Genomic DNA, 18,630 nt, shown 5'->3' on the forward strand with positions numbered 1-18,630 from the left:
GATCGAAGGTGATGGCAAACGAAACGCACGCTCCGCTCGATGTTCTGATCCTGGCGGCAGGACTCGGAACGCGCATGCGTTCGCGTACCGCTAAAGTTCTGCATAAGCTCGGCGGACTTCCGCTCATCGCCCATGTCTGTCGCACCGCGGCGGCCCTCAGTCCGCGCCACATCTACGTCGTCGTCGGTCATCAAGCCGAAGAGGTAGAGGCGGCGGTGCGCCAAGAGCTGGATGGTGATGTCCGTTTCATCTTCCAAGCCGAGCAGCGCGGCACCGGCGATGCCGTGATGGCGGCGCGCGCCGAGCTGGAGGGGGCCGACTCGACTCTGCTGGTGCTATCGGGCGATGTTCCGCTGGTGCGCCCCGAGACGCTCGGCGCGCTCATCCACCAGCATCGCACGCATCGCGGCCACGGAGCGACATGCACTTTGTTGGCCGTTCGGCTCGAGGATCCGACCGGCTACGGTCGCATCGTGCGCGACGCGGATGGGCGTTTCGAGCGCATCGTCGAGCAGAAGGATGCCTCGCCCGAAGAGCGCCAGATCAAAGAGGTCAACGCCGGCATCTACTGCTTCGAGACGCGCGCCCTCTTCCGGGCATTGGAGAAAGTACGACCGACCAACGCGCAAGGCGAGTATTATCTGACCGACGTTCCGGGCATACTGCGCGCCGAAGGCGAGGATGTCAGCATTTACGTTCACACCGACGCGCGCGAAGTCGCCGGCATCAACACGCGCGCCGAACTCGCTGAGTTCGAGCGTATTCTTCGTATGCGCACCTTGCGTCGCCTGATGCTCGATGGCGTCACGATCATCGATCCGATGAACACCTATATCGGGCCGGACGTGCGCATCGAGCGCGACACGGTGATCTACCCGAACGTGCACATCGAGGGGCGCACGATGATCGGCGAAGAGTGCACGATCTATCCGGGGGCGCGCATTGTTGATTCGCGGCTCGGCAATCGTGTGACGGTGAAAGATCACTCGATCATCGTCGCATCGGAGATCGAAGACGACTGCTCCGTCGGTCCATTCGCGCATCTGCGCATGAACGCGCATTTAGGCGAAGGCGCCGCCATCGGCAATTTCGTCGAGGTGAAGAAGTCGCGCGTGGGGCGCAAATCGAAGGCCATGCATCTCGCCTACTTGGGCGACGCGACCATCGGCGAGCGAACCAACATCGGCGCGGGGACGATCACTTGTAACTACGATGGCGTGCGCAAACACGAGACCATCATCGAAGATGATGTGAAGATCGGCTCCGACACGATGCTCGTCGCTCCGGTGCGCGTCGGCGCCCGTTCGGTGACGGGCGCCGGATCGGTCGTCATCAGGGACGTTCCGCCCGATACGCTCGTGGCCGGCGTACCCGCAGTGGTCAAGAAGCATCTTTATGCGACGAGCGAATCGAAAGATGTCCGCTCAGCGGCTCCGGCGCCGGACGATCAAAACGCGGCAGGGGATGAGGCGCCGCAGATGAACCCGGTCAGCAGCGATGTCTAGCGCGCCTCACCCGATCGTCTCCGCGGAAAGTGGCCGCTTTTCACGGTTTATTTACCGTGGAGGCTGAGGGCGCGATCAGCAGAATCTTAGCAATCGCGAGGTGCAACTGAAGATCATGTGTGGAATCGTTGGATATGTTGGCAACAAGCAGGTGGTGCCGGTCCTCCTTGACGGTCTACGCAAGCTCGAGTATCGCGGTTATGACTCGGCTGGCATCGCCGTTGTGGATGAACACCACAATCTGAAGATACGGCGCGCCGAAGGTAAGCTTCGCAATCTGGAAGAGGCGATTCGCCTGCAACCGATCGATGGCACCTATGGCATCGGGCACACGCGCTGGGCCACGCATGGGCGCCCGACGGAAGAGAACGCGCATCCGCATCGCGATTGCACGGGGCGCGTCGTCGTCGTCCATAACGGCATCATCGAGAACTATCTCCAGCTCAAAGAGCAATTGCGGCGGAGCGATCACCGCTTCGTCACTGAAACCGATACCGAGGTGATCGCGCATCTCATCGAGGAGAAGCTGCGGCGCACCGATAGCCTCGAAAAGGCCGTGCGCGAGAGCGTCAAAGAGCTGCGCGGCATCTTCGCCCTTTCGATCATCTCATCGGACGAACCCGATACGATCATCGCCGTCCGACAGGGGCCGCCGGTCGTCATCGGCCTCGGCGACGGCGAGCATTTCGTCGCCAGCGATATCCCGCCCATCTTGCAGCACACGCGCGACGTCTTCTTCCTCGGCGATGGCGAGATCGCCGTGCTGACGCGCGATGCCGTGCGCGTTACGGACTTCGACGGCAATCCCGTCCGACCCGTCCATCAGCGGATCACATGGGATCCGATCATGGCCGAGAAGGGCGGATTCAAGCATTTCATGCTCAAAGAGATCTATGAGCAGCCGCGCGCCGTGCGCGATACCGTGCAGGGGCGCATCTCGCTCGACACTGGGCGGGTCTATCTCGACCCGATGAACATTACGGAAGGGGAGTTCCGTCGCTTCGATCGCGTGATGATCGCCGCCTGCGGCACGAGCTGGCACGCAGGATTAGCTGGCAAGTACATGATCGAGCAATTGGCGCGCGTCCCCGTCGAGGTCGATTATTCGTCAGAGTTTCGCTACCGCAATCCCGTGCTCGATGAGCGGACGCTGCTCATCGTCATCTCGCAATCGGGCGAGACGGCGGACACGATCGCCGCGCTGCGCGAGGCAAAGGAACGCGACGCGCGCGTGCTCGCCATCTGTAACGTCCAAGGCTCGATGATCACGCGCGAAGCCGATGGCACGATCCTGACGCATGCTGGGCCAGAGATCGGCGTCGCGTCGACCAAAGCTTTTACCGCGCAGATGGTCGCGCTCTACCTGTTCGCGCTCTACTTGGGTCAACTGCGCGGCATCATCAGCAGCGACGAAGCGCGCCGCCATGCGCAACAGCTCGCCGAACTGCCTGTGAAGATCGAGCATCTTCTAAGCGACACCGATCGAGTCGAGGAGCTGGCTAAAGAGTTCTTCCGCGCGACCGATTTCCTCTACTTGGGACGCGGCATCAACTTCCCCATTGCGCTCGAGGGCGCGCTCAAACTCAAAGAGATCTCCTACATTCACGCCGAAGGCTATCCGGCGGGCGAGATGAAGCACGGCCCCAATGCGCTGATCGATGAACGGCTCCCCGTCGTCGTCATCAACACGCGCGAGCAGGGCAATCGCGCATCGGAGCTACGCTATGAGAAGACTCACTCGAACATCGTCGAAGTCAAAGCGCGTGAAGGGATAGTCATCTCAGTCTTGACCGAGGGCGACGAGATGTCATCGAAGGTCTCCGATCATGTGATCGAGATCCCGGCGGCGAGCGATCTGCTTTCGCCGATCTTAGCGATCATTCCGCTGCAACTTCTCGCCTATCACATCGCCGTGCGTCGCGGCTGCGACGTGGACCAGCCGCGCAATCTGGCGAAATCGGTCACCGTCGAATGAGCGAAGCGGGATGGCGGCGGACCCGCTCGCTTCATCTCTCGCGCGACCTCGTAGTAAGATCCCCGCCCAAGTCTCGACAGATCGCCTTTAGGAGGAAGCTGCCACATGACTTGGGTGACTGATCCGCAGGCGTGGATCGGCCTGCTGACGCTCACGACGCTCGAAGTCGTCCTCGGCATCGACAACGTCATCTTCATCTCGATACTCGTCGGCAAGTTGCCCGCTGCGCAACAGGCGCGCGCGCGCACGATCGGCTTGGCGCTCGCCATGCTGACGCGCATCGCGCTGCTCTTTTTCCTCGCTCAGATCGCGCGCCTCACGAATCCGCTCTTCGAACTGCTGGGCCAAGAGTTCTCGGGGCGCGATCTGATCCTTCTCGCGGGCGGGCTATTTCTGATCGGCAAAAGCACTTACGAAATCCACGACAAACTGGAAGGCGGCGATGAGCTACGGGCGCAGCGCGCCGCTTCGACCTTCGCGAGCATCATCATCCAGATCTTGCTGCTCGACATCGTCTTCTCGCTCGATTCGGTGATCACCGCCGTCGGCATGGTCAATCAGATCGGCATCATGATCGCCGCGATCATCATCGCCGTCATCATCATGATCATCTTCTCCGGACCGGTCAGCGATTTCGTCCATCGCCATCCGACCATCAAGATGCTCGCGCTGAGCTTCCTGCTCCTGATCGGTTTCGCGCTGGTCGCCGAGGGTTTCGCGCTTCACATCCCGAAAGGCTACATCTACTTCGCCATGGGATTCTCCGTCTTCGTCGAGATGCTCAACCTCAAACTGCGGAAGAGGGCGGCGCAACCCGTCGAACTGCGTGCTCGCTACGCGCGCCCCCTCGAGCAAGACGGGCAGAGGATTGGAGCGGAAAGTTGACTACGCGCGGCGGAGGGCATATGCTCGCTTCGAGACAGGCGCGAGCGCAAACGAACTTTCGCCCCGTGCCGAAAATCGAAAGGAGCAACCCATGTCCAGCCAATCCCTCGCCCGCTATCTGATCGCCATTGCGCTTTGCGCCGTTTTGCTTGAGACGACCAGCGCGCAAGAGAGAGCGTCGCAGCCTCCGACCGCACAGAGTCAAAGCGCTGGCGTGTATGAGACGGAACGCCGCCGCGCGCTCGAGCTTCTGCAAAACAATCGCATCCCCGAAGCCCTGCAGGTCTTAGAGAAACTCGCGCTGGCCCAGCCGTCTGACGGCGAGGTCCAGTTCTATCTCGGTTTCGCCAGACTGGCCAACGCGCGGACGCTGCCCGATCAAGAGGCGCGACGGCAAGCCCGCCTCCAAGCTCGCGCGGCGCTTCTGCGAGCGAAACAGTTGGGCGTCAAAAACGATCTGCTCGAACAGTTGATCGAGATCATCCCGCCTGATGGAAGCGAACCGGTCACCAAATTCTCCGAGAACAAGGAGGCCGACGCGGCCATGCACGAAGGCGAGGACGCCTTCGTCAAAGGCGACCTAGATGGCGCGCTGGCAGCTTATGAGCGAGCCTTCAAACTCGATCCGAAACTTTACGAAGCGGCCCTCTTCGCTGGCGACATGCACTATCGCAAGAAGACCTGGGACAAGGCCGCCGAATGGTTCGGGCGCGCCATCGCGATCGATCCCGACCGCGAAACGGCCTATCGCTACTGGGGCGATGCGCTCATGGCGCAAGGCAAACTCGATGAAGCTCGCGACAAATTCATCGAAGCGATCGTCGCCGAGCCGTACAATCGCGCGACGTGGGGCGCGTTGATTCAATGGGCCGAAGAAGCGCAGGCGCAACTGGGCCACCCGCGCGTCGAGCCGGCAAACGAATCGGTCAAATATTGGAAGGCTTACAAGGATACGCGCGCGGCGTGGGCGAAGAGCGAATTCGCCAAAGAGTTCCCCAACGAGAAAGCCTATCGCCACAGCCTGCGCGAAGAAGCGGCGGCGCTTCGCGCGGCTGCCGAGGTCGCCATCCGAGATCCCGAACTCGGGAAGAGCGCCGCTGCTGATCCAACGCTCGCCAACCTCCTCAATCTTTACAAGGCCAACTTGATAGAAGCATACGTGCTCTTAGCGCGCGCCGATGAAGGCATCGCCAGAGACTATGCCGGCTATCGTCAGACGAACCGCGACAAGCTTCGCCAATACATCCGCGAACAGGTGATCAGAACGAAGCGCTGAGGAGCGATTCTACTCAGCGCTTCGCCCTCGGCCCACCCGATCGCCGACGTCATCTCCTTTCGGCGCCCTGGCGCGCGGCCCTATTGCCGCATCGCCTTGCGCGGGAAGCGCTCGTTCATCATCGCGGCGTTATAGACGAAGGCCGCCATGATCGTCGCCGCCTGCTTCATGTCATCGGCTTGAATGCGATCGTACACGTCCATGTTCGAATGGTGCGTGCGCGTCTCGTATTCGATCTCGTCCTGAATGAACTGAAATCCCGGAAGCCCGATGGCATCGAACGACAAGTGATCGGTCCCGCCCGTATTGGCCAGCGTCAAAGTCGCAGCCCCCATCTCGCGAAACGGCATCAGCCATTCGCGGAAGATCGAGCGGGCCGCCTCATTGCCTTGCAAATAGACGCCGCGGATCCTGCCGGTCCCGTTGTCGAGATTGAAATAGACCGAAAGCTTGTCGTACTCAGGCCCTGGGATGATCTTCGGCGGCGCGCCGCTTCCACCGGAGACCATCCGCATGAAGCTGCTATCTTCCGACTCCTCGAGCTTGCCGAAGTGCTGCGCGACGTAGGCGCGCGATCCTAACAGCCCCTGCTCTTCACCGCTCCACAGCGCGATGCGGATCGTCCGCCGCGGTTGTAATCCCAACGCTTTTAAGATGCGCACCGCTTCCATGCAAACGGCGACGCCAGCGGCGTTGTCGGTCGCGCCCGTCCCGGCATGCCAAGAATCCATGTGCGCGCCGAGCATGACGATCTCATCCTTCTTGTCCGTGCCCGGTATCTCTGCGATCGTGTTATAAGCCATCAAATCCTGATCGTAAAATTGCACGTCCATCTTCACCTTCATCCGCACCCTCTCGCCAGCTTTGATCATGCGGGCCAGACGGTTGTAATGCTCGATGGCCATAACCATCTGAGGGATGATCGGCGGCGCGTTTTTGTCATATGGACGGATGCGCCCCATGAAAAGACTACGCATGGTGGCGGCGGGCGATGAGGTATCGAGCGGCTGTGGGACGCTGGCGGCGCCGACAAAGAGGGTCCCGCCATCGCCGTTCGCGCTCGGATCGATCAACAACGCGGCCCCTTCATCCGTGAAGAATTGGAGCTTCTTTGCCGCGAAGATTGAATTCTGAATGCGCTCACGTGTGCGCGGATCGTTCAGATCGAAGCGCCGCGATGGCTGTCGTCCGGGCATCGGCGCGTTGGCCAATTCGAGCAAATCCTTCTCGGTCATACGCGCGCCGAGCGGCTCGAAATGAGCCTTGACCTCGCGCATGGGCGCAGTCAAAACGATCTTGCCCTTTAAAGTCCCCTTGAACTTTTGTAGTTCGTTCTCATCCCTCGCATCGACATAGACGACATCCGCGGTGATATCGATTCCGGGCGACCACGCCTTGGGATAGGCGATGATCGGGATGGTCTGTGGCGCGATGACCTCAACCGAGAAATCCTTCAACTCCCAACCGCGCCCGAACGGTCCCCATGGCTCAAGATGCGCATTCTGCAGCCCCCATTCGGCGAGCTTATCGCGCGTCCATTCGTTGGCCCGTTTCATCTGCGGCGACCCAGTCAGCCGCGGACCGATCACGTCGGTCAAATAGCTCAGGATCTGCATGACCTGCGAACGATTGAGCCCTTCATCTTTGATCCTCTCGATCGGATCGTTTGGATCTTTCGGCGTCGCCCCAGACGAAGGCGAATTCTGTCGCCCAAACGCGAGATTCGAAACGAGCAAGACCCAAAGCAATACGATGGCGGTAAAGCGTTTGCTTCGCATCGGCAGATTCTCCTTCAACGAAAAAGGATGGAAAATTCTAGGAGCTGTTTGTGTTTATACTGCAAAAAGGCGCTGAAAGTTTCAATCGCGCGTCTGGCGAAGGCATCGAGAGAGCTTTCGCCATATCGCGCCCTACGCCACATTTCGAGTAAAATCACCCGAAGCATGAAGACGATCTTCGTCACCGGGTTCCCCGGCTTCATCGCCGGGCGCTTAATTGAACTTCTGGCGCAAGACGATAACGCGCGCTTCCTGCTGCTCGTCGAACCGCGCTTCGGCGCGCGCGCGCGCGCCGAGATCGCCCGCCTCGCTCAAAAGACCGCAGGCGACCGAGATAGATTCCATCTTCTCGAAGGCGATATCACGCAGCCCCAATTGGGCCTTTCGACGATGGAGTTCGAACGCGCCCGCGAGGAGACGACGGCGCTCTTTCATCTCGCAGCGATATACGATCTGGCGGTCGCGCGCGACGTGGCCATGCGCGTCAACGTCGAAGGCACGCGCAACGTCAACCGTTTCGCCCTCAAGCTCCCCAGACTCGAACGCTACCACTACGTCTCGACATGTTACGTTGCCGGAAAACGGACCGGACTGATCCGCGAGACCGAACTCGAACATTCGGCGGGCTTCCGTAACTTCTACGAGGAATCGAAATATCTAGCGGAGCTTGAAGTCGACCGCCTCAAAGACTGTTTGCCGATCACGATCTACCGTCCGGCGGTCGTCTGCGGCGATTCCAAGACGGGCGAAACGACGAAGTACGATGGTATCTACTACCTCATCAACTACATCCTGATGCAACCCGACCTCCTGTCGCTGGTCAACATCGGGAATAAGCGCGTGCGATTGAACGTCGTGCCCGTCGATTTCGTGGTCCGCGCGATGGCGACGCTGGCGCGAGATGAACGGGCCATCGGCGCAACGGTTCATCTGGCCGATCCCGAGCCGCTCACAACCTATGATCTCTTTGAAACCATCGCCGAAGCGGCAGCGGGCCATGGCTCGCGCCTTCACGTCCCACCGACGCTCGTCCGCTCGACCTTGCAACTTCCCTTCTCCGAAACGATCACGGGACTGCCGCGCGTCGGCGTTCCATACTTCTTCATCGAACAGATCTATGATACGACGCGCGCGCGCGAACTGCTCGAACCGCACGGCGTGGTGTGCCCCTCTTTCCCTTCTTACGTGCATGCGCTCATCGCTTACGTGCGCGCGCACCCACAACCTTGATCCTTTTGCGCCTCCATAGTACCGAGACCCTCGTCAAACCAAACGATGGACCACATGGTCGAACAGATAGATGGCGACAAATAGCGAGCCGAACGCCAGCAAAGCGAGCGCCAACGCGATCGAGATGACGAAGAGCCAATCGCTCAAACGCGCGCGTTGGCGGGTCGAAGCGCCCAGGTGGCGCTCTAGCAACCTGAGGTTACGCCGGTTCGATTTCCACGCCGCGTCGAACAGGTCGCCGACAAGCGGCAACGACCCGAGCGCGTAATCGATCCCGATGTTGATCCCCATCCGCGCCAAAGCGATCTTCGGCAGACCGTAACGTACCGCAGAGAAAAGGATGTAGAGCGAAACGAGCGTCGTCGCCACATCGCCGATCCAAGGTATCAAGCCCAAAATGGCATCGAGCCCTATGCGCCACCCGACCACAGGAAGGCGGATCAGATCATCGAGCACCCAGCTTAATCGCCGCAGATGAGGCTCGATCTCGACAGAAGAAGAGCCCCTTTCATCTCGGGAGAGTAGAGTGGTTTCTTTCATCGTTTTGACCTCACAATCCATCCGCTTAAACCAAGCCTCAATCGAAATCCGAGCGCAACCAATCGGTCCGCCGCCTCGAGCAAGCCGCCAAGCATCTCACCGATGACGTTCAACCCCTGTGATTCGATGATGCGAAGAACTGTTAAGTTGCGATGCGCCCGTTTCGCATTCGCCCGCCATCGGCTCTCAGACACCGATTCCAACCTTCGCCGCCGCAAGAATAAAACAACCTTTCGGTTGACAAAACCTTTTCGGCGATCTTAACATTGAGCCGGTGTTCTCCGTTCCGACGAACAATCCGCTCGGGCGATCGCGCGGCGAAATCGTGCGGCTACTGCGCAAACGAGAGTCAGCGCGAGCCGACGAACTGGCGCGCGCGCTCGGTCTGTCGAAGCAGTGCGTGCGCAAACATCTCGACGCGCTCGAACGCGACGGTTACGTGTGTCACGCGATCGAGCGCAATGGGCGCGGGCGACCGGTCCATCGCTATCGCTTGACGACGCAGGCGAACGAATTATTCCCGAAGCGCTACGAACTACTCTCTCAGGCTCTGCTCGAGCAAGTCGAAGCTTTATGGGGGACGGATGGGCTGAACGCGGTCTTTTGCCGCTGTGCCGAGGAGGTCATCCGCCGTTTGCGTCCGCAGCTCGAGGGCTTAGGCTTCGACGCGCGAGTGAGGAAGCTCGCCCAGTTGCTTGACGGCCTTGGATACGAAGCTCGCGCCGAAAAGCAACCCGACGGCTCTTACGTTTTGACTGAGTGGAACTGCCCAGTGACGGAGGTTGCGCGCGAGTACCGCCAGCTTTGCGACCGAGAATTGATCGTGTATCGCGAGCTCCTCGGGGCCGAGGTTTTTCGCGAAACTCGCATCGTTGCGGGAGGGGCGAGTTGTCTGTACCGCGTCCTTCGTCCTCGAACGGAGAAGAGGCGGGCGAAGCGCAAACGCGCGCACACCACAATCTAGTTTAGGCGAAGGGAGATATGAATCTACTTTCTGAAGAGAGCGTGCTGAACGCGCTGCGGCAAATCAAGGATCCCGATCTACACAAGGACATCGTCACGCTCGGTTTCATCCGCGATCTGCGCATCGAAGGAGGCGAGGTCTCGTTTCGGATCGTGCTGACGACGCCAGCGTGTCCCGTCAAAGAGCAGATGCGCGAAGCGGCGATCGAAGCGGTAAGTAAGCTTCCCGGCGTTGAGCGCGTCAACGTGACGATGGACGCCGAGGTGCCGCGCGGGCGCGGGATCGGCAATCGCGCGACCCTGCCCGGCGTGCGCAACATCATCGCCGTGTCATCCGGTAAAGGCGGGGTCGGCAAATCGACCGTCGCCGTCAACCTGGCGGTCGCGCTCGCGCTTCGTCAGGCGCGCGTCGGGTTGCTGGATGCGGACATTTACGGGCCCAACGTCCCGCTCATGCTCGGGGCCGTCCAAGCCCGTCCGATCATCGATCGCAACAAGCTACTGCCCATCGAAGCTTACGGCGTGCGCATGATCTCCATGGCGCTGATCAAGCCCGGCGATGAGCCGATGATCGTGCGCGGTCCGATCTTGCACGGTCTTGTGCGGCAGTTCCTGCAAGATGTCGCTTGGGGAGAGTTGGACTATTTGATCGTGGACATGCCGCCCGGAACGGGCGACGTGCAACTCAGCTTAGCGCAACTCGTCCCCGTGCAAGGGGCCGTGCTCGTGACGACGCCACAAGAGGTCTCGCTCGCTGACGTCAGTCGCGCGCTGCGCATGTTCGAGACGGTAGCCGTCCCGATCCTCGGCATCGTCGAGAACATGAGCTATTTTATCGCGCCCGACACGGGCGCGCGCTATCAGATATTCGGCGAAGGCGGAGGGCGGCGATTGGCCGAGCGCTACGGCGTGCCTTTTCTCGGCGAGATCCCTCTCGGGATCGAAGTGCGCGAGAGCGGCGATCGAGGCGTTCCCGTCGTCATAGCGCACCCTAATTCGCCACAAGCGCAGGCCTTCAAGCGGGTCGCTGAAGAGGTCGCTCGGCAAGTTTCGATCGAGGCGATGAAGCCGGAGCTGACGATCCTGAAGACGAACGCTTGAGGTGGCGCCCTCATCCTTGGGATTTGCGCCACAAGTGTGGTACAAAAGTTCTGCCATCATCGATCCGATGAGCGACGACGAAGTCATACTTTAAGGAGAAGGTTAGAGATGTCTGTGACAACGGCTCCGACTTTGACGATCAACATCACCGACAAGGCGGCTGAAGAGATCAAGAAGTTCATGGCTGGCGAAGAGGATCTGCCCGAGACCGCAGGTCTTCGCGTGCGCGTCGTGCCGGGCGGTTGCTCCGGTTTCCAGTACAGCCTGAACATCGAAGAGGATTCGCGCCAAGGCGATTACGTGCTCGACTCGAACGGCGTGCGCCTCTTCGTCGACATGTTCAGCGCGCAGTACTTGAACGGCGTCGAGATCGACTACGTCTCGACGGTGATGGGTTCCGGTTTCACCTTCAGGAATCCGAACGCGACGGGCACCTGCGGTTGCGGCTCATCCTTTACCGTCTAACTGCCATCGCAGGACGATTGGCTGTCAGCGTAGCGCGTCGGTTCGGCGTGCTACGCTGATCGTATGTCAAGCCTTAAGTTCTTCACCTTACGCGAAGACAAGAAGAGAGGATTTTGGCGATGCCGATCATTCAGGCGGAGACGGCGACGGGGATTAAAACGTTCGAAGCCGAAACCGGACGCAAGCTCGTGCTCGCGCTCGAAGATAACGGGATAGACATCCTTCATCGTTGCGGAGGGAACGCTCGTTGTACGACCTGCCGCGTCGAAATTCTGGGAGGCGAGGCGGGCGAAATGGGCGAAGCCGAGCGCAATCGCCTCGCGCGAGAGCAGGAACTCGCGCCCAATATACGCCTATCCTGTCAGATCCGCATCCAAGGCGATCTGAGGTTGCGCGTCATCAATCAAGCGAGCGTGCGCAATCTCGATCCCGGACCGCGCCCTGCCGATTGAACCGGAGCGATCTCACCGCGGCTCTCTTTGCACCTCCCCGGAGATTGGTGTTAAGCTTTGGTCAGCGATAACATGTTCGAGTTCGCGGATCGAGCGCTGGTTTCGATCATCTTAAGATGCGCTATTTTGCGAGCCGTTCGAAACCGGCCTCTCGATGTTTTTTCGCTCCGGGGAGCGCGAGGCGACCATGAACACAGCTATAGCCATTCTCGTTTACGGCATTTTGGTCGCGGTGGGCGGCATCTACGGTTACATTAAAGCGCAGAGCATGCCGTCGCTCATCGCCGGATTAGGCGCAGGCATCTTGCTTATCGGGTCAGCCGCGGCGATGATGCGCGGCGCGTATCTTCTAGGCTGGTGGATCGCGCTCATCATCGCCGCGCTCTTATTGGCGCGATTCGCCTTCGCTTCGCTCAAAGGGTTCAAGATGATGCCCGGCGGACTGATGATCATTCTCAGCCTCGCAGCCATCATCATCTTGCTCATCGGTCGCCAAGCTTCGCAACCATGAACTCGCGGTTGACCGGTAAGCTTTCGATTGTATTCACAATCAGGAGAGAGGAGGAATAGAAAATGGCGCACGAACTACCGCCCTTGCCATATCCTTATGACGCACTCGAACCTTACATCGACGCACAAACGATGCAGCTTCATCACGACAAACATCACGCCGCTTACGTCAATAACCTGAACGCCGCTTTGGAGAAATACCCTGAACTTCAAAACAAGAGCGCCGAAGATTTGATCAAGGATCTGAACAGCGTGCCTGAGGAGATCCGAACTGCGGTGCGCAACAACGGCGGCGGTCATGTCAACCACACGATGTTTTGGCAGATCATGAAGCCGAACGGCGGCGGCGAGCCGACCGGTCCGATCGCCGAAGCGATCAAGCGGACGTTCGGCAGCTTCGCTGAGTTCAAGAAGCAGTTCAACGATGCTGGGATGAAACGCTTCGGCTCAGGTTGGGTCTGGCTCATCAGATCGAAGGATGGTCAACTGCAAATCACCTCGACGCCGAACCAAGACAATCCGCTCATGGAAGGGCATTACCCGATCATGGGCAACGACGTATGGGAGCACGCTTACTACTTGAAGTATCGCAACCGTCGCAACGAGTATTTGGAGGCGTGGTGGAACGTCGTCAACTGGGATGAGATCAATCGCCGTTTCGAACAAGCACGTTGAAGCTCTCAGTCTTTTCAGCGCGATGATTCGGCGGATCGCGTCTCGGCCCTCCGCCGAATGGATGGCTCCTAGACGAAGGCGCATGGAAGCGGCGCAGCTTGCATGCGCCTTTCGCTTTCTCGCAGAAGTTCCGGCGATCTGGCGAGGTCTTGAGAGTCGACTTAATGCGACGACCATCCAAGATGCTCGCTCATAAGATCGGCCTTTGCAGAAAGGAGGTGGAAGATGAACAAGCGCGAGTTCTTGCGTTACGCCCTGTATGCTCCGGCAGCGGTCGCACTCTGGACCAGAACGAGCTATAGTTCGCCTGCAGCGGTTATAAGCGTCTCCCAACAAACGGCCTCCGGGCCGCACAAACTTCCGCCACTGCCCTACGAATACAACGCGCTCGAACCCTACATCGACACCGAAACGATGCAGCTTCATCACGACAAACATCACGCCGCTTACGTCAATAACCTGAACGCGGCGATCGCGAAACATCCTGAGCTAAGCAATCGTTCAGCGGAAGACTTGATCCGCAATCTTCAAAGCGTCCCCGCCGACATCAGAGAGCAGGTGCGCAACAACGGCGGCGGTCATGTCAACCACACGATGTTTTGGCAGATCATGAAGCCGAACGGCGGCGGCGAGCCGACCGGTCCGATCGCCGAAGCGATCAAGCGGACGTTCGGCAGCTTCGCTGAGTTCAAGAAGCAGTTCAACGATGCTGGGATGAAACGCTTCGGCTCAGGTTGGGTCTGGCTCGTGCGCGATCGCGCCGGGCGCCTACAGATCATTTCGACGCCCAATCAGGATAGCCCCTTGACCCAAGGACTCTATCCGATCATGGGCAACGACGTATGGGAGCACGCTTACTACCTCAAGTACCAGAATCGTCGCAACGAGTATTTGGAGGCGTGGTGGAACGTCGTCAACTGGGATGAGATCAATCGCCGCTTCGAAACGGCGACTTCTCAACGAACCACGCGCCGAACCTGATGATTTTTCGAAGAGGAGGTGACCGTAACGATCAGATGAGGAAGATCGCTCTGCTCATGCTATTGACTGCGCTCCTTTCCGGCTGCGCATCTTACGTTGATAACTACAATCACTCGATCGCCAAAGAGAAGCGAGAGAAGCGTCAAAGCGCGTCACAGCACTGAAGGCGGTCTCTTTCGAACGAAGCGCGCCAACCTTCTTCGGCGTCGTTTCGGTCGCGAAGCTAAGATAAGGCCGCAGGAAGCGCTTATGGGGCGATGTCTGGCGCACGAGCTCAATGGTTTGCGCAACTAGTCCATCAGGTCGCCGCATGTCGGCGGTGCCCCGCGATGTGCGATCGTCGTCCGGTTCTCGGCCCAAGTAACGGCGATCTGCGGGCGCGCGTCTTATTCATCGGCGAAGCGCCGGGCCGGCGAGGCGCCGATCGCACGCGCATCCCTTTCAGCGGCGATCAATCGGGGCGTAATTTCGCACGCTTTCTCGCTTCGATCGGATTAACGCGCGAACGGGTTTTCGTCACCAATGCCGTCCTCTGTAATCCACACAAGCCATCCGGCGCCAATCGCCGCCCGAGCGCGCAGGAGATCGCCAACTGCGCCGTTTTCCTTCGTCAGCAGATCGAGATCGTCGATCCAGCGGTCGTCGCCACGCTCGGGCAAGTCGCGCTTGCTGCGCTTCGCACCATCGAGTATCATGAATTTTCGCTTCGCACTCATGCCGGGCGGATTTGCCATTGGAATGGACGGCTGCTCGTGCCGCTTTATCATCCGAGCCCGCAAGTTCTTATCTCGCACCGTACAGAACGAGAGCAACGGCGAGATTACAAAGCTATCAAGCGCGCCTTACGCCTTGCGAATGAAACCGACTAGGAGGTGAAGTTCAAATGGCACGCACGTTAAAACCGTTTCGCCTCGCATCCTTGCTCCTGCTTTTCGCCAGCGTTTTGGGCCTGAGCGCGCAACAGAGGCGCCCGGAGATGACGATCGCCGCCAGAGCGAGCGCAACGGTTCTCCCATCTGCGCCTAAAGTCGGCGATCTAGCGCCCGATTTTCGACTCCCCTACGCCACACAAGAGAAGATCTTCATCCGCCCGGAAGAGCATCTCGCGCTGTCGAGCCTGCGCGGCAAGAACGTGATCCTCGCTTTCTACCCGGCTGACTGGTCCGGCGGATGCACCAAAGAGGTCTGCACGCTGCGCGACACTTTCGCCGAGTTAGCGAAATTGGACGCCATGGTGCTCGGGATCAGCGGCGATTACGTCTTCTCCCATCATGAGTGGGCGAAGTATCATAAACTGCAGTTCCCGCTCCTTTCCGATCACGATCACAAGGTCGCGCGCATTTACGGCAGCTATGACGAAGCGAGCGGCTTCAACAAACGCACCGTCTTCCTGATCGACAAACAAGGCCGCATTCGCTACGTCAATCTGGCGTTTCGCGCCGGCAACAAAGAGGACTACGATCGGCTGCGCGCCGAACTCGAAAAGCTCAAGAGCGAAGAGGCGGCGCAGAACAGGTGATCGTTTGAGAATGCGCCTTCTGTGACTTGAAATGGGTGAGCGAATCGAATTCTATTGGCTGCCGCACTGCACGACGTGTCAGAAGGCCGCCCTGTTTCTGGAAGAACGCGGCATCGCGCTCGAGCAGCGCCGCGATTTGAAGATGGAGCCGCTCACGCGCGCCGAGGTTGAACGGCTCGCGCGACTCGTCGGCGGGGCGCGCGAGCTATTCTCAAAGCGCGCGCGCAAATATCGCGCGTTGGGACTCGACAAACGTGAGCTATCCGATGATGAGATGCTCCGTTTGATGGCGGAAGAGTACACCTTCATCAAACGCCCCGTGCTCATCATCGGGGAGCGCGCCATCGCCGGCTTTACGCCGAAGGCTTACGAACGTTTCCTGCAAAGATGAGCGAGAAAGCTTCGCCAAGCATGGTTCAACGTAGCCCGCTCGATGAAGCGCATCGCGTTGAAGGCGCCGCCATGCGAACAGGCGATGGTTGGCTTATCCCGGCGCGTTATGTCGATCCGCTGGACGAGTATCGCATCGTCCGCGATGGCGGATGCGGCTTGATCGATCTGTGCGCCGGCGGGCGGATCGAAGTGGCCGGTTCAGAAGCAGAGTCTTTTCTCAACGGGCTCGTCACCAATGACGTGAAAGCTCTGCCCAAAGGCGCTTGGATGCTCGCCGCTTTCCCCAACGTGCAAGGAAGGCTCGTCGCCTTGGTCCGCATCCTGCGCCTCGATCAGACGCTCTTTCTGCTCGACACGGAAGCGGCGACGCGCGATCGCGTGCGACAAATGCTTGAACGCTACACGTTGGCTGGGGATTTTCGCGTGCGCGACGCGACTGAAGAGATGGCGCGGCTCTCGCTTCAAGGGGCCAAAGCGCGGGAGACGATCGCCAAAGTCTTCGGCGAAGAAGCGGCGCGCCTCGAAAGGAACAGGATCGCATCTTTGGATCGCAACGGTCCGCTCCTGATCCGCGCCTCGCATACTGGAGAGGACGGGTTTGACATCTTCATCGAAGCGCGTCGCGCGCCGGAGATTTGGCGCGCGGCGAAAGCTGCGGGAGCGCGCCCCATCGGCTTCGACGCCCTTGAGACGTTGCGCATCGAAGCCGGCATCCCGCGCTACGGCATCGACATGGATGAGACGACGGTCGTCCTCGAAACAGGTCTGGATGAAGCCGTCAGTTTCACGAAAGGATGCTACCTCGGGCAAGAGATCATCGCGCGCATACGCTGGCGAGGCCATGTAGCCAAGAAACTCATGGGGCTCGTCTTCGATGAGCGCAACGAGCCGAGCGAAGAGGAGCGAGAGGCGCTGCCGAAAGCCAAAATCATTGCGCCCGACGGTAAAGAGATGGGGCGCATCACCTCGAGCGCGCGCTCGCCACGCCTCGAACGCACGATCGCGCTCGCTTATATCCGCTACGCTTATCTCGAACCCGGGACCGAAGCGCACATCGCATTGAACGAGCGCCAGTTCAAAGCGCGCGTCGCCGCGTTGCCGATGGTCCGCGGCAGTTGGGATGGAGCGACATGAGCGACAAACTTCCAAGCCACAAAGATCGCGCGGCGCGCGATCTCAACCGAACGCAAGCGCAGCTCGCCTATTCGATCATCGAAACGCTGCTCGAACATGCGCGCGCAGCCAACGACATGATCGCGTTGATGGCTCAAGCCTTCGATCAGGACGCCCTTTCCGCGCTCACCACCACGCCCCATTGGGCGGCCTACCTAGAGAGCAAACGGGCGATGGAACGAGCGCGCCAAGAACTCGAACAGTTCACCGAAATCATGATGCGGCTCTCTGAAGAGGAAGAGAACGGTTGAGCGCCTTGCGCAGGATCTTCGCCCGAAACGCTCGGATCATCCTCGGTCTGTGCGATGCCCAAGCCGGTCAGCACCGCGTGCTCTTCGCGCGACGATGGCTTCAACCGAAGAGCGCGCGCTGATCGTCCAACTCCTCAGGCTCGACCGTTTGCTGTCCAAGCAACTTCTTCATTTTACTCGCGCTGGCCGGCGCGTGCCCTTCATAGAAGTTGCTGAAGTAAGCGAAGACGCGCACGCCACGGGCAGCGAGTCGTTTGAGCTCTTCGCTCCATGCCCTTAAATTCTCATCTTGCGGGCGCTGAACGCGATCGAAACGCGTGAGGTCGCGTCTTCCCATCCAACGCACGTAGGCGAAATCGGTCCGTTGCGCTTCGCCCACACGCCACATCGTTTCGCGCGGGATCCACGGACCTTCGACGAGCGCGCAGGCGATCCCATTCTCATTCAACATGTCGAGGACGTGCGCCGTCAGCCAATCCGGATGACGGAACTCTACGCTGAAGCGCATATCGCGCGGCAAGATTTGAAGGAAGTTTCTTAACGCTTGCGCGCGCGAAGGAGAAGGATCGAAAGAAGGCGGAAGCTGGATGAGCACGACGGCCAATTTGCTCCCCAACCGGCGCGCGCGCGCGCAGAACTCTTCGAGCAGCTCGCGACTATCCGCAAGCTCGCGCTCATGTGTGATCTGTTGCGGCAGCTTCAAAGCGAAGCTGAAATCCTCCGGCGTTCGCTCGCGCCAGCTTTCGACCGTGGCGATAGAGGGGATAGAGTAAAAGGTCGAATCGACTTCGACGGTTTGAAACGCGCGCGCGTAGATCGAGAGCATCTCCGCCGCGCGCGTATTCTGCGGATAGAAGATGCGTTCCCCCGGACGACTGGTCCAGTCATCATAGTTCCAACCTTGACATCCGATCTCCACTTGGGCCCCCGGAAATTTCATTCCGCCTCTCACGTCGCC

At 59.6% G+C, this 18,630-nt stretch carries 21 protein-coding genes; 18 read left to right on the forward strand and 3 right to left on the reverse strand.

The window, feature by feature from the left end; all coding sequences use genetic code 11:
* Nucleotides 1–11: 11 nt before the first annotated feature.
* From glmU to PYK22_RS02380, 4 genes are all read left to right on the forward strand, one after another.
* Nucleotides 12–1,505 carry a bifunctional UDP-N-acetylglucosamine diphosphorylase/glucosamine-1-phosphate N-acetyltransferase GlmU gene (glmU, locus tag PYK22_RS02365; RefSeq protein ID WP_083437572.1) on the forward strand — a complete coding sequence of 498 codons (1,494 nt, stop codon included), beginning with the start codon at nucleotides 12–14 and terminating at the stop codon, nucleotides 1,503–1,505.
* 115 nt (nucleotides 1,506–1,620) lie between these two features.
* Nucleotides 1,621–3,480, forward strand: coding sequence for a glutamine--fructose-6-phosphate transaminase (isomerizing) (gene glmS, locus PYK22_RS02370; RefSeq protein WP_041974438.1), 1,860 nt, complete (start codon nucleotides 1,621–1,623; stop codon nucleotides 3,478–3,480).
* Between the two features lie 105 nt (nucleotides 3,481–3,585).
* Nucleotides 3,586–4,365, forward strand: coding sequence for a TerC family protein (locus PYK22_RS02375; protein WP_041973958.1), 780 nt, complete (start codon nucleotides 3,586–3,588; stop codon nucleotides 4,363–4,365).
* 91 nt (nucleotides 4,366–4,456) lie between these two features.
* Nucleotides 4,457–5,641 carry a tetratricopeptide repeat protein gene (locus PYK22_RS02380; RefSeq protein ID WP_041973961.1) on the forward strand — a complete coding sequence of 395 codons (1,185 nt, stop codon included), beginning with the start codon at nucleotides 4,457–4,459 and terminating at the stop codon, nucleotides 5,639–5,641.
* 80 nt (nucleotides 5,642–5,721) lie between these two features.
* On the opposite strand, the gene PYK22_RS02385 is transcribed toward PYK22_RS02380, so the two are convergent.
* Nucleotides 5,722–7,419: a M20/M25/M40 family metallo-hydrolase gene (locus tag PYK22_RS02385; RefSeq protein ID WP_041973963.1), complete on the reverse strand. Its 1,698-nt coding sequence runs from the start codon at nucleotides 7,417–7,419 to the stop codon at nucleotides 5,722–5,724.
* A 165-nt stretch (nucleotides 7,420–7,584) separates the two neighbouring features.
* Here PYK22_RS02385 and PYK22_RS02390 point away from each other — a divergent pair, with 165 nt between their 5' ends.
* Nucleotides 7,585–8,649: an SDR family oxidoreductase gene (locus PYK22_RS02390; RefSeq protein ID WP_060635244.1), complete on the forward strand. Its 1,065-nt coding sequence runs from the start codon at nucleotides 7,585–7,587 to the stop codon at nucleotides 8,647–8,649.
* A gap of 33 nt (nucleotides 8,650–8,682) precedes the next feature.
* Here the strand turns inward: PYK22_RS02390 and PYK22_RS02395 are convergent, their stop codons facing one another.
* On the reverse strand, nucleotides 8,683–9,189 hold the full coding sequence (locus tag PYK22_RS02395) for a DUF4112 domain-containing protein (protein WP_083437573.1): 507 nt from the start codon (nucleotides 9,187–9,189) through the stop codon (nucleotides 8,683–8,685).
* Between the two features lie 274 nt (nucleotides 9,190–9,463).
* On the opposite strand from PYK22_RS02395, the gene PYK22_RS02400 reads away from it, so the two are divergent.
* From PYK22_RS02400 to PYK22_RS02455, 13 genes are all read left to right on the forward strand, one after another.
* On the forward strand, nucleotides 9,464–10,153 hold the full coding sequence (locus PYK22_RS02400) for a helix-turn-helix transcriptional regulator (RefSeq protein WP_041973965.1): 690 nt from the start codon (nucleotides 9,464–9,466) through the stop codon (nucleotides 10,151–10,153).
* A 17-nt stretch (nucleotides 10,154–10,170) separates the two neighbouring features.
* Nucleotides 10,171–11,253, forward strand: a complete 1,083-nt coding sequence (locus PYK22_RS02405) for an Mrp/NBP35 family ATP-binding protein (RefSeq protein WP_041973968.1) — start codon at nucleotides 10,171–10,173, stop codon at nucleotides 11,251–11,253.
* A gap of 108 nt (nucleotides 11,254–11,361) precedes the next feature.
* On the forward strand, nucleotides 11,362–11,718 hold the full coding sequence (erpA, locus tag PYK22_RS02410; RefSeq protein ID WP_041973971.1) for an iron-sulfur cluster insertion protein ErpA: 357 nt from the start codon (nucleotides 11,362–11,364) through the stop codon (nucleotides 11,716–11,718).
* A 119-nt stretch (nucleotides 11,719–11,837) separates the two neighbouring features.
* Complete coding sequence (locus PYK22_RS02415) at nucleotides 11,838–12,170, forward strand: 2Fe-2S iron-sulfur cluster-binding protein (protein ID WP_041973974.1); 333 nt, start codon at nucleotides 11,838–11,840, stop codon at nucleotides 12,168–12,170.
* 187 nt (nucleotides 12,171–12,357) lie between these two features.
* Complete coding sequence (locus PYK22_RS02420) at nucleotides 12,358–12,681, forward strand: TMEM14 family protein (RefSeq protein ID WP_041974444.1); 324 nt, start codon at nucleotides 12,358–12,360, stop codon at nucleotides 12,679–12,681.
* A gap of 62 nt (nucleotides 12,682–12,743) precedes the next feature.
* Nucleotides 12,744–13,355: a superoxide dismutase gene (locus tag PYK22_RS02425; RefSeq protein ID WP_041973977.1), complete on the forward strand. Its 612-nt coding sequence runs from the start codon at nucleotides 12,744–12,746 to the stop codon at nucleotides 13,353–13,355.
* 225 nt (nucleotides 13,356–13,580) lie between these two features.
* Entirely contained in the window at nucleotides 13,581–14,336 is a 756-nt protein-coding gene (locus PYK22_RS02430) for a superoxide dismutase (RefSeq protein ID WP_041973980.1), read from the forward strand.
* 35 nt (nucleotides 14,337–14,371) lie between these two features.
* The gene (locus PYK22_RS18130; protein WP_268871516.1) at nucleotides 14,372–14,500 is read left to right on the forward strand and encodes a hypothetical protein; all 129 of its coding nucleotides are present in this window, start codon (nucleotides 14,372–14,374) and stop codon (nucleotides 14,498–14,500) included.
* A gap of 93 nt (nucleotides 14,501–14,593) precedes the next feature.
* A complete protein-coding gene (locus tag PYK22_RS02435; RefSeq protein ID WP_041973983.1) occupies nucleotides 14,594–15,205 on the forward strand; it encodes a uracil-DNA glycosylase in 612 nt (203 codons plus the stop codon).
* Between the two features lie 14 nt (nucleotides 15,206–15,219).
* Nucleotides 15,220–15,855, forward strand: a complete 636-nt coding sequence (locus PYK22_RS02440) for a redoxin domain-containing protein (protein WP_083437541.1) — start codon at nucleotides 15,220–15,222, stop codon at nucleotides 15,853–15,855.
* A gap of 31 nt (nucleotides 15,856–15,886) precedes the next feature.
* Nucleotides 15,887–16,246 (forward strand): arsenate reductase family protein, encoded by a 360-nt coding sequence (locus PYK22_RS02445; protein ID WP_041973985.1) that lies wholly within the window; start codon nucleotides 15,887–15,889, stop codon nucleotides 16,244–16,246.
* Entirely contained in the window at nucleotides 16,243–17,382 is a 1,140-nt protein-coding gene (gene ygfZ, locus PYK22_RS02450) for a CAF17-like 4Fe-4S cluster assembly/insertion protein YgfZ (RefSeq protein WP_041973987.1), read from the forward strand. Before PYK22_RS02445 ends, ygfZ begins: the two co-directional genes overlap by 4 nt.
* Complete coding sequence (locus PYK22_RS02455; RefSeq protein ID WP_041973989.1) at nucleotides 17,379–17,672, forward strand: hypothetical protein; 294 nt, start codon at nucleotides 17,379–17,381, stop codon at nucleotides 17,670–17,672. The genes ygfZ and PYK22_RS02455 overlap by 4 nt, the downstream gene beginning before the upstream one ends.
* 100 nt (nucleotides 17,673–17,772) lie before the next feature.
* Here PYK22_RS02455 and PYK22_RS02460 read toward each other — a convergent pair whose 3' ends face one another.
* Nucleotides 17,773–18,612, reverse strand: a complete 840-nt coding sequence (locus PYK22_RS02460) for a DUF72 domain-containing protein (RefSeq protein WP_041973991.1) — start codon at nucleotides 18,610–18,612, stop codon at nucleotides 17,773–17,775.
* Between the last annotated feature and the right edge of the window lie 18 nt (nucleotides 18,613–18,630).

The sequence above is a fragment of the Pyrinomonas methylaliphatogenes genome, assembly GCF_000820845.2.
GTDB lineage: Bacteria > Acidobacteriota > Blastocatellia > Pyrinomonadales > Pyrinomonadaceae > Pyrinomonas > Pyrinomonas methylaliphatogenes.